The organism is Halomonas sp. HAL1 (genome assembly GCF_030544485.1).
GTDB lineage: Bacteria > Pseudomonadota > Gammaproteobacteria > Pseudomonadales > Halomonadaceae > Vreelandella > Vreelandella arctica.
On sequence record NZ_CP130610.1, the window covers coordinates 4,233,184 to 4,250,622 of the forward strand.

19 protein-coding genes are annotated in these 17,439 nt (G+C 51.3%); 9 read left to right on the forward strand and 10 right to left on the reverse strand.

Features of this window, described 5'->3' with window-relative positions:
* Window positions 1–69: 69 nt before the first annotated feature.
* The 5 genes from Q3Y66_RS19705 (at window position 70) to Q3Y66_RS19725 (ending at window position 4,914) form a co-directional block, all read left to right on the forward strand.
* On the forward strand, window positions 70–1,896 hold the full coding sequence (locus Q3Y66_RS19705) for a chloride channel protein (protein ID WP_008959087.1): 1,827 nt from the start codon (window positions 70–72) through the stop codon (window positions 1,894–1,896).
* Between the two features lie 18 nt (window positions 1,897–1,914).
* Window positions 1,915–2,346 (forward strand): protoporphyrinogen oxidase HemJ, encoded by a 432-nt coding sequence (hemJ, locus tag Q3Y66_RS19710; protein WP_008959088.1) that lies wholly within the window; start codon window positions 1,915–1,917, stop codon window positions 2,344–2,346.
* Window positions 2,346–3,155: a hydroxymethylpyrimidine/phosphomethylpyrimidine kinase gene (locus Q3Y66_RS19715; RefSeq protein WP_008959089.1), complete on the forward strand. Its 810-nt coding sequence runs from the start codon at window positions 2,346–2,348 to the stop codon at window positions 3,153–3,155. Before hemJ ends, Q3Y66_RS19715 begins: the two co-directional genes overlap by 1 nt.
* 36 nt (window positions 3,156–3,191) lie before the next feature.
* Window positions 3,192–4,472 carry a glutamate-1-semialdehyde 2,1-aminomutase gene (hemL, locus tag Q3Y66_RS19720; protein WP_008959090.1) on the forward strand — a complete coding sequence of 427 codons (1,281 nt, stop codon included), beginning with the start codon at window positions 3,192–3,194 and terminating at the stop codon, window positions 4,470–4,472.
* Between the two features lie 172 nt (window positions 4,473–4,644).
* On the forward strand, window positions 4,645–4,914 hold the full coding sequence (locus Q3Y66_RS19725; protein WP_008959091.1) for a hypothetical protein: 270 nt from the start codon (window positions 4,645–4,647) through the stop codon (window positions 4,912–4,914).
* 54 nt (window positions 4,915–4,968) lie between these two features.
* Here the strand turns inward: Q3Y66_RS19725 and Q3Y66_RS19730 are convergent, their stop codons facing one another.
* The 6 genes from Q3Y66_RS19730 to Q3Y66_RS19755 form a co-directional block, all read right to left on the reverse strand.
* A complete protein-coding gene (locus tag Q3Y66_RS19730) occupies window positions 4,969–5,874 on the reverse strand; it encodes a hypothetical protein (protein WP_008959092.1) in 906 nt (301 codons plus the stop codon).
* A 52-nt stretch (window positions 5,875–5,926) separates the two neighbouring features.
* Window positions 5,927–6,427 (reverse strand): hypothetical protein, encoded by a 501-nt coding sequence (locus Q3Y66_RS19735; protein ID WP_008959093.1) that lies wholly within the window; start codon window positions 6,425–6,427, stop codon window positions 5,927–5,929.
* A gap of 291 nt (window positions 6,428–6,718) precedes the next feature.
* A complete protein-coding gene (locus Q3Y66_RS19740) occupies window positions 6,719–7,549 on the reverse strand; it encodes a CsgG/HfaB family protein (RefSeq protein WP_008959094.1) in 831 nt (276 codons plus the stop codon).
* An 84-nt stretch (window positions 7,550–7,633) separates the two neighbouring features.
* The gene (locus Q3Y66_RS19745; RefSeq protein WP_008959095.1) at window positions 7,634–8,065 is read right to left on the reverse strand and encodes a curli assembly protein CsgF; all 432 of its coding nucleotides are present in this window, start codon (window positions 8,063–8,065) and stop codon (window positions 7,634–7,636) included.
* Window positions 8,065–8,529: a CsgE family curli-type amyloid fiber assembly protein gene (locus Q3Y66_RS19750; protein ID WP_008959096.1), complete on the reverse strand. Its 465-nt coding sequence runs from the start codon at window positions 8,527–8,529 to the stop codon at window positions 8,065–8,067. Before Q3Y66_RS19750 ends, Q3Y66_RS19745 begins: the two co-directional genes overlap by 1 nt.
* Window positions 8,530–8,605: 76 nt before the next feature.
* A complete protein-coding gene (locus tag Q3Y66_RS19755; RefSeq protein WP_008959097.1) occupies window positions 8,606–9,304 on the reverse strand; it encodes a LuxR C-terminal-related transcriptional regulator in 699 nt (232 codons plus the stop codon).
* 283 nt (window positions 9,305–9,587) lie between these two features.
* Between Q3Y66_RS19755 and rdgB the strand changes: the two genes are divergently transcribed.
* From rdgB to Q3Y66_RS19775, 4 genes are all read left to right on the forward strand, one after another.
* Complete coding sequence (rdgB, locus tag Q3Y66_RS19760) at window positions 9,588–10,196, forward strand: RdgB/HAM1 family non-canonical purine NTP pyrophosphatase (protein ID WP_008959098.1); 609 nt, start codon at window positions 9,588–9,590, stop codon at window positions 10,194–10,196.
* A complete protein-coding gene (gene hemW / locus Q3Y66_RS19765) occupies window positions 10,189–11,373 on the forward strand; it encodes a radical SAM family heme chaperone HemW (RefSeq protein ID WP_008959099.1) in 1,185 nt (394 codons plus the stop codon). The genes rdgB and hemW overlap by 8 nt, the downstream gene beginning before the upstream one ends.
* Window positions 11,374–11,420: 47 nt before the next feature.
* Window positions 11,421–12,095, forward strand: coding sequence for an OmpA family protein (locus Q3Y66_RS19770; protein WP_008959100.1), 675 nt, complete (start codon window positions 11,421–11,423; stop codon window positions 12,093–12,095).
* A gap of 88 nt (window positions 12,096–12,183) precedes the next feature.
* Window positions 12,184–13,029, forward strand: a complete 846-nt coding sequence (locus Q3Y66_RS19775) for a 23S rRNA (adenine(2030)-N(6))-methyltransferase RlmJ (protein WP_008959101.1) — start codon at window positions 12,184–12,186, stop codon at window positions 13,027–13,029.
* Window positions 13,030–13,059: 30 nt separating this feature from the next.
* Here the strand turns inward: Q3Y66_RS19775 and mnmE are convergent, their stop codons facing one another.
* The 4 genes from mnmE to rpmH all read right to left on the reverse strand — a co-directional run bounded on the left by mnmE (window position 13,060) and on the right by rpmH (window position 16,905).
* Window positions 13,060–14,430 (reverse strand): tRNA uridine-5-carboxymethylaminomethyl(34) synthesis GTPase MnmE, encoded by a 1,371-nt coding sequence (mnmE, locus tag Q3Y66_RS19780; RefSeq protein WP_008959102.1) that lies wholly within the window; start codon window positions 14,428–14,430, stop codon window positions 13,060–13,062.
* 103 nt (window positions 14,431–14,533) lie between these two features.
* Window positions 14,534–16,243 (reverse strand): membrane protein insertase YidC, encoded by a 1,710-nt coding sequence (yidC, locus tag Q3Y66_RS19785; RefSeq protein ID WP_008959103.1) that lies wholly within the window; start codon window positions 16,241–16,243, stop codon window positions 14,534–14,536.
* A gap of 121 nt (window positions 16,244–16,364) precedes the next feature.
* Window positions 16,365–16,757 (reverse strand): ribonuclease P protein component, encoded by a 393-nt coding sequence (rnpA, locus tag Q3Y66_RS19790; RefSeq protein WP_083832271.1) that lies wholly within the window; start codon window positions 16,755–16,757, stop codon window positions 16,365–16,367.
* Between the two features lie 13 nt (window positions 16,758–16,770).
* The gene (gene rpmH, locus Q3Y66_RS19795) at window positions 16,771–16,905 is read right to left on the reverse strand and encodes a 50S ribosomal protein L34 (protein ID WP_008959105.1); all 135 of its coding nucleotides are present in this window, start codon (window positions 16,903–16,905) and stop codon (window positions 16,771–16,773) included.
* Between the last annotated feature and the right edge of the window lie 534 nt (window positions 16,906–17,439).

Sequence of the window (17,439 nt, forward strand, 5' to 3'; positions counted from 1 at the left end):
GTATCGGGCTATGATACACAAGAGGATTAAGAGATAAGAACACTAAGACCAAAAACAAGGCAGATTGCTGTGGCGCGTTTTTCCCGATCGGATTTTACGTTAGAAAGTTTTCGTCGTCAGTTGGCCAACGTCGACGCCTTGCCGCAACTCTGCTTGCTGGGCCTTGTCTCGGGGATTATTACCGGCGCGGTGATGGTGGCGTTTCGGCTGCTGTTGGAAGCAGGGGCCACGTTCTATATGGCGGAGGGCGACCCAGAGGCGTTTGAAAATATGACGCCCTGGTTACGTGCGCTGCTACCCATGCTGGCGGTGACGTTAGTGGGCGTGCTGTTGTATCGGCAAAAACCGGCAGCGCGCAAACTGGGCGTGGGTCATGTGATTGAGCGACTCACCTATCACCAAGGGCGTTTTCCGCTGCGTAACTGGTTGAATCAGTGGTGGGTCGGGGTGGTGGTGGTGTTAGGTGGCCTCTCTGCAGGTCGTGAGGGGCCGGCGATTCACTTGGGCGCGGCGGCAGCCAGTGGTCTGGGCCAGCAAATGCGCTTACCTAATAATAGCCTGAGGGTACTCGTGGCTTGCGGAACCGCAGCCGCCATTTCCGCTTCCTTTAATACGCCGATTGCCGGGGTGATCTTCGCCATGGAAGTGGTGATGATGGAGTATACCTTGATGAGCTTTATGCCCGTCATCCTGGCCTCCACCATGGGTGCGCTGGTGGCGCAGTTGGCTTACGGTAATGAACCAGCGTTTCGCATTCCCGAAGTGGCCCTGGGGTCGTTGATCAATCTTCCGTGGATCGTGCTGACGGGGCTGGTGATTGGCTTGCTGGCCGGTCTGTTTATCCATATTTCCCGCAGTCAGCGGATTATGGACTGGCCGCTTTGGGTACGTCTTGGGCTGGTCGGAGTGGCGACTGGCGCCGTTGCCTGGTGGTTCCCCCAAGTGCAGGGCATCGGTTATGACAGCGTGGCGGCAGCGCTCAATAATCAGTTGGAAATTAAAGTACTGCTGGCGCTGATGATTGCCAAACTACTGCTAACGGCGCTGACCGTTGCTGGCGGTGTACCCATCGGCATTATTGGCCCGGTGCTGGTGGTGGGAGCGGCTACAGGCGCGCTGTTTGGTATGCTGGGGGGCTGGATGTGGCCAGACAAAGCCGCTGACCCGGGGATTTACGCCATGCTAGGTATGGCGGCAATGATGGGGGCCGTTCTGCAAGCGCCCCTGGCTGCGCTGATGGCGCTTTTGGAGTTAACCCATACGCCGAGTATCATGCTCCCTGGAATGTTGGCGGTGGTGGTTGCGTGTTTGACGTCACGGCAGTTAACTGGCTGTGAAGGGTTCTTTATCAGCACGGTGCGTTATGGGCTGCATCCACTTCAGCAGCCGTTGATGCAAGCGCTCTCACGGGTTTCGGTGCCAGCGGTGATGGAGCGGCAACTGGTGCGTACCGACCGGATGATTACCCCTGATCAGGCACGCCACCTGCTGGAAACAAACCCGGTGTGGTTGGTGATTGAGCGCTCCAGCGAGGAAAAACCGGTGCTGGCGCTCAAAGCCGCTGAACTGGCGCGGTGGTTACTTGAACACGATGAAGCGCTGCAGGGTAAAGAACCGCCCGAGGATGAATTGATTGATCTGCTGGAAATTCCTGGGCAGCGTTTGGAGCTTGCGCCGATTGGCTTGCAAGCAACGCTTTCCGAAGCATTCTTGAAGCTGCAGGATAACGCGCTGGGGGCACTCTATGTGGTACACGGTTACCGCCCTAAACAGCAGCGTATTTCAGGTATTATCACCCGTGGCGCCATTGAGCGTTATTATCACTATACAGATCCCCGTGGCGCTGACACTCGCGGCAATGATCTACGCGAGAATGAGCCACGCGAAAAGGATTGACCATTTTAAGGAGCGGCAATGTACCTATGGGTGAAGGCTATTCACTTGATGGCAGTGGTGACGTGGTTCGCTGCACTGTTTTATTTACCCCGCTTGTATGTGTATCACGCCACCGCGCGGGATAACGGTGATGACCAGGCAATGGCGTATTTCAAAACCATGGAACGCAAGCTTTACCGTGGAATCATGACGCCATCGATGATTGCGGTACTGCTGTTTGGTGGCTGGATGCTCTATTTAGTGCCCGAATGGTTTAGTCAGGGTTGGATGCACGTCAAACTAGCGCTGGTGGTCTTGCTCATTGGCTATCATCACGTTTGTTTGATTTATTTAAAGCAGTTCGCCCAGGATCGTTGCACAAAAGGCCATGTGTTTTTCCGCTGGTTTAACGAAGCGCCGGTGATTGCGCTAGTGGGGATTATTCTGCTCGCCGTTGTGAAGCCCTTTTGATGCGCCAACCACTTCCGCCCGTCGTATTGGTATTAGCGGGACACGACCCCACCGGCGGCGCAGGGTTAGTGGCTGATAGCGAAGCCATTGCCGCCTGTGGTGGCTGGGCGGTAACGATCCCTACTGCGCTGACGGTTCAAAATTGCCACAATGTGACGCGTGTGATCCCCGTTGATCCTACCGCGATGCGCCAAATGGCCGAGGTGCTTGGCGAGATGCAAGTGGCGGCGATTAAAATTGGTTTGCTCGCCGATGAAGCTACCTTGCGGGCAGCGGAACAAATTATCCGCCGCTTTCCAGGCATTCCTGTGGTGGCGGACCCGGTATTTAAGGCCGGTGGTGGAACTGAGTTATCCACACCCCGTTTACGTCGGCTGTTCATCGATCGCTTGCTACCGCTTGTGGATATCTTAACGCCCAATCGTGCTGAGCTTTGTCAACTGACACCAGACATCGTCACCCCTTTTGATGATACGGCACGTGCGGTGGCGTTGATGTCACAGGGCTGCCAAGCAATTCTAGTGACGGCCACTGACGATCCGCTGCCCGGTAATGATCAGCAAGTCGTGCACACTCTGCACTCACCCGATACCACTCGCCAGTGGCAGTGGCCACGTTTGCCTGAACTGTTTCATGGCTCTGGCTGTACGCTAGCCTCAGCCATTGCGGCTCGTCTTGCTGTTGGTGAGCGCTTACCAACAGCGTGTGAACAGGCGCAGCACTTTACCTGGCAGAGCCTGTCACAAGGCTTTCAGCCGCCGAGTGGCCAGTGTTTGCCCAGCCGTTTTTCACGGCCTGTTCGTTTTTAATCCTATCTTCTATCTGCCATTGACCGAGAGGATGCCATGACCACATCAGCTGAATTGTTTGATCTTGCCAGTCGCCATATTCCGGGCGGCGTAAACTCTCCCGTCCGGGCATTTAAAGGGCTACACCGCCCGCCGGTCTTTATGGAGCGTGCCCAGGGCGCGTTTCTATTCGATGTCGAAGGCAATCGGTACGTGGATTATGTAGGTTCCTGGGGACCAATGATTACCGGGCACGCTGATCAAGATGTACTGGCAGCCGTGCGGGCGCGATTAGATAACGGCCTGTCATTCGGTACGCCTACCGCGGTTGAAACCACCATGGCAGATTTGATCTGCGAGATGATTCCTTCCATGGATATGGTGCGCATGACCAGTTCGGGCACCGAAGCCACCATGTCGGCGATCCGCCTGGCGCGCGGCACCACCGGCCGCGATAAGATCGTAAAGTTTGAAGGGAACTACCATGGCCACTCTGATTCGCTGTTGGTAAAAGCCGGTTCTGGGGCACTTACCCACGGTGAGCCTAGCTCGCCGGGCGTGCCCGCGTCGCTGGCTGAACACACCATTACTCTCTCGTTTAACGACCCTGAAGGGGTAGAAGCGTGTTTTAACGAGATTGGCGATCAAATTGCCTGCATTATCGTCGAGCCCGTTGCTGGCAATATGAATTGCATTCCCCCCCAGCCAGGGTTCTTGGAAACACTGCGCCGGGTATGTAACGAACACGGTAGCGTACTGATCTTTGACGAAGTGATGACCGGCTTTCGTGTGGCATTGGGCGGTGCTCAAGCGCACTACGGTATCGTGCCTGATCTAACCTGCTTGGGAAAAATTGTTGGCGGTGGCATGCCGGTGGGCGCGTTTGGCGGCAAGCGTGAAATTATGCAGAACATTTCACCGCTTGGGCCGGTATATCAAGCGGGTACATTGTCGGGTAATCCCCTGGCCATGGCAGCAGGTGTGGCTCTGCTTACCAAGCTACAGGTACCAGGTTTTCACGACGCATTAACTCAGCGGGTTAATACACTGTGTTCAGGCCTGCAGGAGCGTGCCAACGCTGCACGAGTGCCGATGATGACCCAGTCAGCGGGTGGCATGTTTGGGCTCTTTTTCACCTCGCAAAGCCGGGTAGATAATTTTGCCCAAGCCACGGCTTGTAACCCAGACGCCTTCCGCCGCTTCTTCGGTGCAATGCTTGATCATGGCGTTTATCTGGCGCCTTCTGCCTATGAAGCAGGCTTTATGTCCAGTGCCCATACCCCAGAAGATATTCAGTTCACTCTGGACGCGGCAGAAAAAGCCTTTGCGGTAATGTAACGGCACGTAACTAAAAGCCCGCTATACTTCAAGAGCCGCTCATTTTGAGCGGCTCTTCGGTTAAGTGAGACATATAATCATGATACCAATAACGGCTTGGCGACACGTGATTTGCGTAGTGGGATTGGCTGCTTGCTTCCCTCTCGCTGCACAGACGCCTCAGGAGCAGGACATGACCCAGATTCACATCACTATGAGCGGTTCGCCGGGTGCCGAGTTTTCCGCCCACTGGCGGATTACCCACGAAGGCGAAACCACTGAGCACGTTGAAGAGCACGGAACGGTACCCGCCGAGTACACATTTACCGGTACGGAACTTGAAGGCACGGTAAAACTGCTAAGCGATGACGAGCGATTAGAAGTGGATATTCAAAAAGGCAGCAACCGGTCGCGTTCATCGACTCAGGGGGCGGGGGGGACATTGACAGTGTCAATTCGCTAACAAAAAAACCGCCCCTGAAAGGGGCGGTTAATCATAGTTCAAATAATCTATGTTTTAACGGCCTTGAGTTACTGTGTTTGTGTTGCCATAGCCAACTGTGTGAATATTTGAGTTATGGCTGTAACCAGTTTGAGTAACGTTATGTGTATTATTGGCACCAAAAGTTTTGATATAAGAATCATTACCAAAACCTGACTGCTCTACGTTACTAGTGTTGTTATATCCAATGGTAATAATCGTACTATCTAGATAATTACCATCTTGGATCACACTATCACTATTGTTACTACCAGACTGCTCTATCCACGACTCATTGTCGCCACCGGTTTGTTCAACGTTAGCAAGGTTGTTGTAGCCACCAAAAAGGCCAGATTGTTGGATGCCAGATTGGTTATTCGAACCAGATTGATCTACATTTGCTTCGTTACCATATCCACTTTGATCAACCCACGAGTCATTAATGTACCCTTCTTGATCGACGCTAGCAGTATTGTAAGAACCTTGTTGTTCAATCACAGAGTCGTTAAACTTGCCATCTTGAACCACAACGGCTTCGTTACCATTCCCCCAGCTTTGTTTAACATAAGAATCGTTCATCTTACCGTCTTGGGTAACGTTGGCATCATTATCACTACTTGTTTGGTAGATACCCGAAACGTTATAAGCCCCTAGCTGGTCAACAATGGCTTCGTTACCATTAGCAGTTTGTTCGATATTGGAGTTGTTTCGGCCAGGCGCATAAGTTGAATAACCAACAACGTCATCTTGAGTGACAGTAGCACTATTGCCGTTCCCTTCTTGGAGAATTCGGGATTTTTGTGTTCCCCACTGGGTAACATCGTTAGTGTTATCGCTACCGTATTGGTAAATAGAGGAGTCACTACCAACTGACTGAGCAAAAGCAGCAGTGCTCATAGCGAAGGCAACGGCGGCAGCGATAGTGGTGATTTGAGTTTTCATGGTATTTCCCCTTGATACTTGCTTTAGTTATTACTGAGTCAACGGTTGTTGCTCAGTAGGTTTCGACGGTGACCGGACGTGCATTGCTTGAAAATGCTTGTTGCTCAACACTAATGACACGGTAGCCACTCCCCGATTGTGAAATCTGTACGTCACTGCGGTTGCCAAGTTGGCGCACATAAGAATTTAGTTCTCTTGATGCGCTTCCTGACTGAGTAATATCCGCTTTATGATTTCTACCTATTTGAGAGATATTACTTACGTTATTACCGCCTGTTTGAGTTACCGTCGCCGTGTTGTAATTTCCTAATTGATAAATGCTAGAAAAGTTTCCGGCTTGGTAACTAGCTGATTGCGAAACATGGGTGCGGTTATTGTTACCAATCTGCGCAATAATACTGTAGTTGCCTTGATGTTGTTGGGCGGCAGCTTGCTTAGCGAACTGCTCAATACGGTTATTGTCTGCATTGATTGTCAAAGAAACTGAAAGGGTTGCTGTCAACAGTGCAACCATTAGGGCATATCGTTTGGTTGCGGTAATATTCAGTTTCATGGCACTTCCCTCTGAAACAGTTTGTATCAATTTGTATTTCTTGTGTTGAGTTTGGACCATTTTGAAATTTACGCTATCAAACCTTTTATTATTCTAATGATGTATTTATTAATAATTTAACAATTAAAAAGTATTATTTTTCTAATCATATTAATAGTCAAAAAAAAACGGCTATGCGTACCGCATAGCCGTTAATTATTTTTAGTTTTCGTATCTGATTTTTATATTAGGTTGTAATTGAAATTTTGTTATAGAAGTCGCTTATGCTATCTAAATATAGTTTTAAATTGATTAAAGCAAAGGGATTGGTGCATCTAGGTAATCTGACAAAATAGTGTCTTGAAAATTAACACCATTAGAGAGATTCCAAAGATTGTTCTCTACGCCACGGGCCACCAAATGTATAACTGCTGACTCAATGGCTGACATCACGGCAAGTTGTACTGGTTCATTGGTGGTAAGACCTACTTCAGCCTCTAACAAACGTCTAAAATCGATAAACCGATAAACACCCGCCCGCATCTCTTTAGAGTAAATCGTTTTAGTCGTGGTGACGTTAGCTAGCACCTCGCCGGTTGATATTTCAACCGCGCGTAGATTAACTGTTACTTGGTCCACCTGGTATTGTCCTGAAGCGCCAATACCAAAGTACTCAGCCCCAGCCCCACCGGTTCGCACATTGGACTCGTAGGCAATAATGCCACCTTCAAGCATCACCGAGGCAGCACGAAGTGATGGCAATGTATCAGGCTGACCAAAGCGCTCGAACTCGGCACGAATTATGCGCCTCTCGGTAAGTAAGTTCTGTAAACCAACACGCTCAAGCGGTATAAACCAGCCGGAATCCGCTAATGCACCGGTGAGCATTGCCGCAGCGCCCTGCGTTACGGCGGTCGAAAAAGTACTGGCCGGTGCAGGACGATACTGGCCCGTTTGATCCCGAAAGTCATAGACTGAGACAAAAATTTGCCCAGCTGGCGGCGGTAGCGAAACTAAATCTTGATAGGTTGCACCGCGGGGCGTGAGCGTTGCTTGCGCACCTTCCAGGTTTTCAGATGTAGCGACCATTCCAGCACAACCGCTGAGCAAACTTATCATAAGTAACGAAGCGATAATTTTCATGATGTTCCCCTAATGACACGCAACTGTAAGTAGGCTGATTGGCAGCCTTGTTAATTTTTCTTAGATTTAGAAATAGCTAATACATCAAGGATTGAACAACAAGCCACCTACGCTAATGTTGGTAACATCACCGGTGGCTTTATCGATTACTTCTACTATGAGCTGCCCCCCTTCATTGCGAACCACGACGCTAAAGTCCCCGCTGTCAAACGACCCTGTACCATCGTCTGCTCCGCCTACATCATTGATTAAATCTGATATAAATCGGCTCTCAAGGCTTTGGATTAGCCGTTCGGTTGGGGAGAGCGGCTCAAAGTCCTCAATGTTCGGGTCTGTGGTGGTGTCTTGCGCCTGGGCTTTACCCAGTAAATAGCTACCCATAAAGGGGTCGCCGCCAAACGAAGGGTTGATTGGTGTATAGATCAGCTCCCCTGCGTTTGCTTGCATGGTCAGCGCACTTACCAAGAGAGTGGTTACCAGAACACCGCCAGCTGTTGGTTTAAGTATTTTTTTCATTAGCGTAGCTCCTCTTTTCCAAGGTCTTTGTCTGAGTTAAGCGCCGAAGCTAGCTGTTGGCGTAGCAGCGCTTCTTCGACGGTTTGTACGGCTTCCCCGGCGGCTCGGTCAGCTTCATTGATCCTTGGGGAGAGCTGTGTACGGAAATACATACGGTTACCTTCCATTACCCATATTTGGCTACCCCAGCGTGCATCTGGTCGCTCGTTGATGGTGATGGTGGCATTGCCGATAATCAGGTTATCCATTGCTCGCTGGCTAAAAGCGCGATAGAAGGTTTTACCGGCCATGGTGATCGTGCGGTCTACCATTACGCCGGTTAGCTCACTTCCGCCGTTGGCGTTTCCTTGCACTTCAGGACCATCAGGGCTAGAAAGCTGATTAATGGCGTCAATCGCTTCTTGTTCGTTGGCAGGTAATGCATTGCCCGTAGGGGCAGGCTCGTTGGCCAGCGCTATAGACATAGTTATCCACACCAGCAGTGGAGAAATGCCTATGGATAAACGGTGTATCGATAACATGCTGAATTACCCTTGCGCGTTAGCGCTGCCGATGGCGCTGCAGGCTTCGCGCGGTTTCAATATTGGGAAGAATCGGGCCCAGGTTTTGATGTATCCAATTGAGCGCTTGAATACGGTTATGTACATTGATTTTGCGAAAGATGTTGTAGAGGTGAGACTTAACGGTGTGTTCACTAACAAACAGCTTTTCGGCAATTTGTTGATTTGAGGAGCCTGCACTAAGCAGAGAGATGATCTCCATTTCACGATTAGTGAGCCCGCAGGCTGGTCGAAAAGCATTACTTTGGTATTTGCGATAAAACAGGATGAGACGGGCCATTAAGTCCCGCGACATCCATAGCTCCCCTTCCAGTAACGCATGTATGCCTTTACAGATAACCTCAAGGCTTTCATTACGATAAAACACGCCTTTTAGCTGAGCGCACGACAACGCTTCCAGCGCGTGATCCATATCGTGAATGTTAAAAGCGGCTAAAGGCGTTTTTGTTAATGCTTCAGGCAACTTGTCTTGCCACTCCGGCAAAGCATCAATGCCGATATGATCGCTATCAATCAAAATCAGCACATTTCCCGATGCAGAAATGGGTAATGCTGACTGGGGTGAGTGGATAGTGATGGGGCAGCCGGTATGTTTATTCAAGTATTCAGCGAACAGCTGAGCTTGGGGACTTTTCTCGGTAACGATGTAGACCGAGCCGGTAGACTTTTCCTGCGACATTGGGGAGCCCTCGTGGAAAGAAAGAGTGAGCAGGTAACCCCTGAAGTGTTGCCTATAAGATAAGTTTCGTAAAGTTTTGTTATTAAATAAGTGGTAAAAATAAATTGAATAACCACCTAAATTTTTAGAATATAGGTTAAATATGTATATTTATCAAAAATTTAAAGGTAAAAATATATTTTTTAACACGTCTTCATTTCAGATACGTTGAGTAACATTTGACTGGCTTTTGATACGTTCAATGAGCGCGTAAACTGATGCTCTACCGTTTGGAGTACGTGTCATGGCAGCTGTTAATACCCTTGTTCTTGCCAGTGGAAATGCAGGAAAGTTAAAGGAATTCAATCAATTACTTTCTCCTTTAGGCTTCGATGTACGGCCTCAGGCTGATTTTGGTGTCATTGAGGTCGAAGAGACGGGGCTGACATTTGTCGAAAATGCGTTGTTAAAGGCACGTGAAGCGAGCTTAGTCAGCGGGTTACCCGCCTTGGCGGACGATTCAGGGCTGGAAGTGGACGCGCTGAACGGCGCACCAGGTATCTACTCGGCCCGATATGGTGGCGAGCCCAAAAGTGATGAGAAAAATAATGAAACGCTGTTAGCAGCACTCAGTGACTGCGCAGAAGGACAGCGTAGTGGCCGATACTGGTGCGTACTTGTTTATTTACGTCACCCGAAAGACCCAGTGCCGGTGATTGTGCAACGCAGTTGGGAAGGCGAAATTCTCGCCCATCCACGGGGGAAAGAGGGGTTCGGCTATGACCCGCTTTTCTGGTTACCAGACCAGGGTATGAGCGTTGCCGAGTTGCCGAGTGAAAGTAAAAATCGCCTTAGTCACCGTGGGCGCGCGCTACAAGGCTTAGTGGAGTTACTGCAGGTGGCGCATGGTTGATACGTTGCCGCCGCTATCTCTTTATATCCACACACCCTGGTGTGTACGCAAATGCCCGTATTGTGATTTCAACTCCCATGAGCCGGGTACACACGGTTTTACGCCTCGCGATTTGCCTGAAGCCGCTTACCTTGACGCGTTGTTACAAGACCTGGATAGCGATCTAGCCTTGGCGGCTGGGCGAAAAATTCAGACAATCTTTATCGGCGGTGGGACACCCAGCCTGCTGTCGCCTTGGTTTTATGAGCGTTTACTGAGCGAGATTGAAGCCCGTTTGCCGTTTGCTGATGACATTGAGATTACCTTGGAGGCAAATCCCGGCACCACGGAACAGGCGCGATTTATCGGTTACCGAAAGGCAGGTATTAATCGTTTATCGCTAGGTATTCAAAGTTTTCAGCCCGATCAACTGCATGCATTGGGGCGAATTCATAGCGGTGATGAAGCGGTCACTGCGGTCACGCAGGCGCGCCAAGCGGGTTTTACAAATATTAACGTTGATCTGATGCATGGCTTGCCTGGTCAGACACCTCAACTGGCGATGGATGATATTGCCCAAGCGCTGTCGTTAGCGCCGGAGCATCTCTCCTGGTACCAGCTTACCCTCGAGCCGAATACGGCCTTTCACTCCCATCCACCGACGTTGCCTGAGGAAGAAGCACTCTGGGATATCCAGGACAGCGGTCATCAACTTTTAGAGCAGGCCGGGTTTAAGCGCTACGAAATTTCGGCCTATGCCACCGATGGTTATCGGAGTCTGCATAACCTTAACTATTGGCAGTTTGGCGACTACCTTGGGATTGGCGCCGGGGCCCATGGCAAGCTAAGCCATATTGATCCAAACGGTGAATGGCGTATTGAGCGGCGTTGGAAAACCCGCCAGCCGGATGCTTATTTAAAGCGCATGGATGACTTGCGTGGCTTTATAGCGGGTAAGCAGGTTATATCAGCGGACGAGCTACCGTTGGAGTTTGCCATGAATGCTCTACGACTCACTGACGGGGTGTCGCTAGAGACATGGAACGCCAATACCGGGCTCTCTTCTGATATGTTACTTACGCGTTTACAAACCGCCGAGAAAAAAGGACTTTTGATGCAAATGCCTGAAAAACTGCGTGCTTCGCCTCAAGGTCTATTATTCTTGAACGAGTTGCTGGCTTTAATTAGTGAAGATTGACCAGTAATGAATAAAAAGATGTCCCGAACATAAACAAGGAGTGAGTGATGCGTATTTCTCGACTACTGACACCGCTGGCAGCCGCTATTTTATTAGCGGGTTGCGCCACATCGGATCCTTACGGTGGCCAAACGCAGCGCTCTAGCACCGCGATGGGCTCTGGTATTGGTGCTGCTGTGGGTGCTGCTGCCGGTGCGCTGTCTGGCGACGGTAGTACTAGCCGCCGTGACCGTGCACTGATTGGTGCGGCCGTCGGTGCGGCAGCCGGTGCTGGCATTGGTGTCTACATGGATCGCCAAGAGCAGCAACTGCGTGAAAACTTGCAAGGATCGCGCATTGAGATTGATCGCCGTGGCGATGATATCGTGCTCAATATGCCCAGTGGCGTTACCTTTGGCTTTGATTCTGCTGATCTGACCAGCGAAGCGCGTAGTTCTCTCAATGAAGTTGCTAGCGTTCTCACCGAGTACCAAGACACTCGCGTTAACATTGCAGGCCATACCGATAGCACTGGTGAGGCCAGTTACAACCAGCAGCTGTCTGAACGTCGCGCTCAAGCCGTGGGTGGTTACTTATCTCAAAACGGGGTTTCGTCTACGCGTCTTAATACCTCTGGCTATGGTGCTACCCAGCCTGTGGCCAGTAATGACAATGAGCAGGGACGTGCCCAGAACCGTCGCGTTGAAATTACTTTAACCCCTACCGGTGATGGTCAAGGTTGATACGTTCTTGACTTAACCTGACTGTTGCCAGCAAAAGCCCGCTATGCTCACATAGCGGGCTTTTTTATTCACTTGCTGATGAGTCTCTATGCTGTCCTACCAACATGCCTACCATGCCGGTAATTTTGCGGATGTGCATAAACATCTGACACTTTACGCGGTGATTGATTATTTATTACGTAAAAAAACGGCTATTACATATATAGATACTCATGCGGGACGAGGGCTCTATCCCCTTAATGCGCAAGAGACGCAACGCTTGCAAGAGTATCGCGAAGGCATAGGGCCGCTGTGGCAAGCCCGCAATGAGCTAAACGATCCGTTGTTGAACGCGTGGCAAGCAGCGGTAGCCACTGCTCAAGGTTCCTCAGCAACCCTGACGCACTACCCAGGCTCTCCCTGGTGGCTGAGTCATTCGTTGCGTGAGCAGGATCAACTGCGGCTGTTTGAGCTGCACCCTGGCGAGCACGAGCAACTTTCTACCCAGGGTTTACCAGCTAATGCCCAGCGTGTGTTTGGCGATGGGCTGGCGGGGCTTGAGGCCATGTTGCCCGCAATAACGCCACGGCTATGCGTGCTCATCGACCCCAGTTATGAGCGTAAAGTGGAATATCAGGAAGTGGCCGATACCGTCGCTTATACACTGGAGAAAGCGCGCCATGCAGTGGTATTGATCTGGTATCCGCTGCTACCGGCTGGTCACCATCACTCGCTATTAGATGCTTTAAAAGAGAGCGGTCAGCGCAAAATATGGCGCAGCGAATTGTTGCTGCGTGAACCCGATGAGCAGGTTCACGGTATGTTTGGCAGCGGTATGTTGGTGATTAATCCACCCTGGGGTTTGGATGAGCGACTAGCCGCAGCAATGGCGGAAATTACCCCGTTACTAGGTTCTTCTAGTCGCTATCAGGCGGATTGGTGGGTGGGAGAGTAGTGTTGGTAATGAGAGTAAAGAGTAGCTCTCTTACTTACCGATACAAAAACTGCCGAAAATCTCGCCCAATAAATCATCGGCGCTGAATTCACCGGTGATTTCGCCCAACGCTTGTTGAGTGTCGCGCAGATCTTCCGCTAGCAGCTCGCCTGCGCCGTAGCCATCAAGCTGAGCGCGGCCCGTAGTGAGCGCCGCCATAGCACGGTCCAGGGCGTCCAGGTGCCGCCGACGAGCGGAAAAACGACCCTCGGTAGTGGCGGCAAAGCCCATTATGTCCTTAAGGTGCGCTTTCAAGTTATCCACACCCTCACCCGTTTTAGCGGATAAACGTACGGTGGGGGGCGTTGTGGATAAATCTAATCCAGGCGGTTCCGCACTGGTATCAATCTTATTGCGCACTAACGTCAAGCGCTGCTGATCGGGCAGGCGAGCGACAAACTCGGGCCAGATGGCCATGGGGTCGGTCGAGGCGGTCGTGCTGGCATCCACCAGCAGCAGTACGCGATCGGCTTTCTCTATCTCGGCCCAGGCGCGAGCGACACCGATCTTCTCAACGGCATCAGGTGTATCGCGCAGTCCGGCGGTGTCGATGATGTGCAGCGGCATACCGTCGATATGAATATGTTCGCGCAGCACATCCCGGGTCGTGCCGGCAATATCCGTCACAATGGCGGTATCTTGTTCGGTCAGCGCATTCAGCAGGCTCGACTTACCCGCATTGGGCCGCCCGGCAATGACCACGCTCATTCCTTCACGCATCAGAGCGCCTTGGCCTGCTGCCTGGCGTACGTCGCTCAGTGCTTGCTGGACGCTGCTTAAGTGCTGGGCAACATGGCCATCGGCAAGAAAGTCGATCTCCTCTTCAGGGAAATCAATCGCCGCTTCAACGTAAACACGTAGCTCAATTAGTCGTTGCACCAACGCTGACACGCGCTTCGAGAACTCACCCTGTAGCGAGCGCACGGCATTTTCGGCCGCTGAGCGGGAAGTGGCATCAATCAAATCGGCGATAGCCTCTGCCTGGGCCAGATCGAGCTTGTCGTTGAGAAAAGCCCGTTCGGAAAACTCGCCAGGGCGCGCTAGACGTGCCCCGAGAGCCACACAGCGCTCCAACAGCATATCCATAATAATGGGGCCGCCGTGGCCCTGTAATTCCAGTACGTCCTCACCGGTAAACGAGTGGGGCCCGTTGAAGAGCAGGGCGATGCCTTCATCAATAATGCTTTCAGCGCCCTGGAAGGGGCCGTAGTGGGCGTAACGAGGTGAGGGGCAGTGACCGAGCATGGCCTCGGCGATAGCGCGGCAGGCAGGCCCTGAGACGCGAATGATACCAACACCACCGCGTCCAGGAGGGGTAGCCAATGCGGTAATCGTATCCTGAGTATAAAGTCGTTCAACCATGGCGAGTCTCTTTAATGGATGCGTACAGTGTGAGTTTGTCATCTTTAAAACGCCAGACCCCCGCACTGGGCGGGGGTCTGAAGGCTTCAACTACCACGGCAGGCTATTTGGTCTTCATGCCTTTGCCGATGGTCGGGTCATTCTCGATTTTGCGCGTAATATAGTACTGCTGTGCCACCGAAATGATGTTGTTGACCACCCAGTAGATGACCAGACCCGCCGGGAACCACAGGAAGAAGAAGGTAAAGATGATGGGTAGCATCTTCATGATCTTCGCCTGCATCGGATCCGGAGGCGTCGGGTTCAACATTTGCTGAACAAACATCGAAATACCCATCAGGATCGGCAGAATGAAGTACGGATCTTTCACCGATAAATCCTGGATCCAGAAGATAAACGGTGCGTGTCGCAGTTCGACCGATTCCAGCAACATCCAGTAAAGCGCGATGAAGACCGGCATCTGAATCACAATAGGTAGACAGCCCCCCAGCGGATTGATCTTCTCCTTCTGGTAGAACTTCATCATCTCTTGCGACATCTTCTGACGATCGTCGCCATACATCTCTTTCAGGCGCTGCATTTCAGGGCCGAGCTTACGCATCCGGCCCATGGATTTGTACGCTTTGGCGGAAAGCGGGAACAGTACGGTCTTAACCAGTACCGTTAGCAATACAATCGACCAGCCCCAGTTACCGACGATGTCGTGGATCTTATCCAGCAACCAGAAGAGGGGGTTGGCGATAAACCATAGCCAGCCGTAATCCACGGTTAAGCGAAGGTTAGGTGCCACCTGCTCTAGGTAGTCCTGAATCTTCGGCCCCATATAAAGGGTAGCACCTAACGTGGCTTCGCCTTCTGCGGCAATGCTGCTAGTGGGGCCAGCAAAGGCTACGACGTTTCGATTACTTGAGTCGGTGGTAACGTAGTAGAGGTTTTGCTGATCCTGCTGAGGCGCCCATGCCGAGACAAAGTAGTGCTGAATGATCGCAATCCAGCCGCCCTGTGCTTCGCGGTTTTCAAAGTTACTGGCTTGAATATCCTCGAAGTCGATCTTTTCGTAGCGTGCATCCGGCGTTGAGTAGGCGGCCCCCAGATAGGAGTTCATACCCATTGAAACGCCGCTTGATGGATCCGGGCTATTATCGCGTGCTAACTGGCCAATAAAGCGCGCACTGACCGGTGCGTCGGTGTTATTGGCTAGGTAGTAATTGACGTTGACCGCATAGCTGCCGCGCTCAAACGTAAGGCGCTTAATAACCTCGACGCCGTTAACGTCGGCGGTTAGGTCGATGCTCAGCTCTTCATCGTTATCGCCTAACCGATAGTCGGTATTTTCAGGCGTGAACGCGATGCGGCTTGCCTGGCCATCAAGCTGAAGACCTGAACGAGCCACGTAGCTGCGGCTGCTGTTATCCGACAACAGCACGTAGTTCCGCTCAGAGTTGAGGGAAAGTTTGTGCTGCGGTAACGCGGCATAAACAATATCACCACCGTGTGGATCAATGCGTACATCAAGAACATCGGTCGTTACGGCAATGAAATCACGGCTAGACGTTTCGCTTTCAGTATCGCCAGGAATACCTTCACCAACCGCATTTGGCTGTGATGTAGTACTCGGAACGGCTAAGCCGCCCTCGCCATCGTCAACATTGCTGGATGGTACTGAATTGCTAGATGGTGCTGAATTACTGCGTTGAGTCGTTTCAGGCACTGAATCGTAATTCGGCTGCCCGTAATCCTGATTCCACTGGACGACTAGCAAGTACGCCAGTACGGCTAGTGGAATCAGTAATAAAAGTCGTTTTACGTCCATGAGGGTTCTGCCCGCTGGGTGGTGAACATGCTAATGGCGCAGTGTCATTTACTCGACCCTTGACACACGAAAGCCTGCCAGGCGGCAGGCCGAGGTCGAGCGGCGAGGTGTGCACCAAAGGTCACGTGTCACGCTCTGGCATTGGTGCTGCGATCACCGCCTGTGCGTCACGCTGAAGTCGCTTCCACATGCCGTGTAACTGGCGATGCAAGGTGTCGTTGTCGATATCCTGAACGCCGCGTCGGGCAAGCACCACGATATCCACTGAGGGTAAGTGATCTTGACGAAGACGGACAGATTCTCGAACGAGACGCTTGAAACGGTTGCGATCTACGGCGCGTTTGACATTTTTTTTGCTGACTACCAGTCCAAGGCGGGGGTATCCCCGAGTACTCAAGCGAACTAACGCCATCATACCTTTGCCATGCACTTTCAGGTCGGCTTGCTCAAACACGTGACTGAAATCCCCAGCATTTAGTAACCGTAACTGCCGGGGAAAGCCTTTCTGCGGCACACGCAATCCGAGATCAGGCGCTCAGACGCTTGCGGCCCTTGGCACGGCGACGTGCGAGGACGGCGCGACCGTTTTTGGTTGCCATACGAGCACGGAAGCCATGCGCGCGCTTGCGCTTGAGAACGCTAGGTTGAAAAGTGCGTTTCATAACTCGTTATTCCCACGTGGTTTAGGACGGAAAGTGAATTCCAAAAAGCCCGGTCCAGTGAGGAACTAGCCGGGGAGATTCAATTCAAGACCGGAAATTGTAGAGACTTCCTTTGCTGGGTGCAATTTTTCCTTGCATAAAAAGCGTTGTGGCGTCATTGCGGCCATGCTGGCAGTGAGAGTTATAGCAATCTATGTTCTGGCTATTATTACTAATAGGTAGTTCTAAACCTGTTGTTATTAATAGTGGGGATACTATTTGTGGATAAGTGGTTTTAATTATTATTTATCAATTGCCTATAAACATAAAAAATCTGTGTGTAAGTTCCGTATAAACAGTCTACAAGGTGTTAAGTAGATGTGTTTAACCCAAACGTAAGTCGCTTATTTGTTAATTATCCCCGTTCCTCCACACGGTTTTCCCATAGGCTCACTGCAAGTTGTCCACAGGACGATATTCAGGCTTAAACCCGTGTGGATAACCGAAGCTTTGGGCGCTACAATGGTCGGCCGTTTTCAACCGATGGTGAGATGA

Coding starts and splice junctions, on each gene's coding strand:
- rdgB (WP_008959098.1), top strand. CDS start 9,588: ATGGCAGCTGTTAATACCCTTGTTCTTGCCAGTGGAAATGCAGGAAAG.
- rpmH (WP_008959105.1), bottom strand. CDS start 16,905: ATGAAACGCACTTTTCAACCTAGCGTTCTCAAGCGCAAGCGCGCGCAT.
- Q3Y66_RS19735 (WP_008959093.1), bottom strand. CDS start 6,427: ATGAAACTGAATATTACCGCAACCAAACGATATGCCCTAATGGTTGCA.
- mnmE (WP_008959102.1), bottom strand. CDS start 14,430: ATGGTTGAACGACTTTATACTCAGGATACGATTACCGCATTGGCTACC.
- Q3Y66_RS19755 (WP_008959097.1), bottom strand. CDS start 9,304: ATGTCGCAGGAAAAGTCTACCGGCTCGGTCTACATCGTTACCGAGAAA.
- Q3Y66_RS19715 (WP_008959089.1), top strand. CDS start 2,346: ATGCGCCAACCACTTCCGCCCGTCGTATTGGTATTAGCGGGACACGAC.
- Q3Y66_RS19730 (WP_008959092.1), bottom strand. CDS start 5,874: ATGAAAACTCAAATCACCACTATCGCTGCCGCCGTTGCCTTCGCTATG.
- hemL (WP_008959090.1), top strand. CDS start 3,192: ATGACCACATCAGCTGAATTGTTTGATCTTGCCAGTCGCCATATTCCG.
- Q3Y66_RS19745 (WP_008959095.1), bottom strand. CDS start 8,065: ATGAAAAAAATACTTAAACCAACAGCTGGCGGTGTTCTGGTAACCACT.
- Q3Y66_RS19770 (WP_008959100.1), top strand. CDS start 11,421: ATGCGTATTTCTCGACTACTGACACCGCTGGCAGCCGCTATTTTATTA.
- Q3Y66_RS19725 (WP_008959091.1), top strand. CDS start 4,645: ATGACCCAGATTCACATCACTATGAGCGGTTCGCCGGGTGCCGAGTTT.
- yidC (WP_008959103.1), bottom strand. CDS start 16,243: ATGGACGTAAAACGACTTTTATTACTGATTCCACTAGCCGTACTGGCG.
- Q3Y66_RS19740 (WP_008959094.1), bottom strand. CDS start 7,549: ATGAAAATTATCGCTTCGTTACTTATGATAAGTTTGCTCAGCGGTTGT.
- Q3Y66_RS19750 (WP_008959096.1), bottom strand. CDS start 8,529: ATGTCTATAGCGCTGGCCAACGAGCCTGCCCCTACGGGCAATGCATTA.
- Q3Y66_RS19775 (WP_008959101.1), top strand. CDS start 12,184: ATGCTGTCCTACCAACATGCCTACCATGCCGGTAATTTTGCGGATGTG.
- hemW (WP_008959099.1), top strand. CDS start 10,189: ATGGTTGATACGTTGCCGCCGCTATCTCTTTATATCCACACACCCTGG.
- hemJ (WP_008959088.1), top strand. CDS start 1,915: ATGTACCTATGGGTGAAGGCTATTCACTTGATGGCAGTGGTGACGTGG.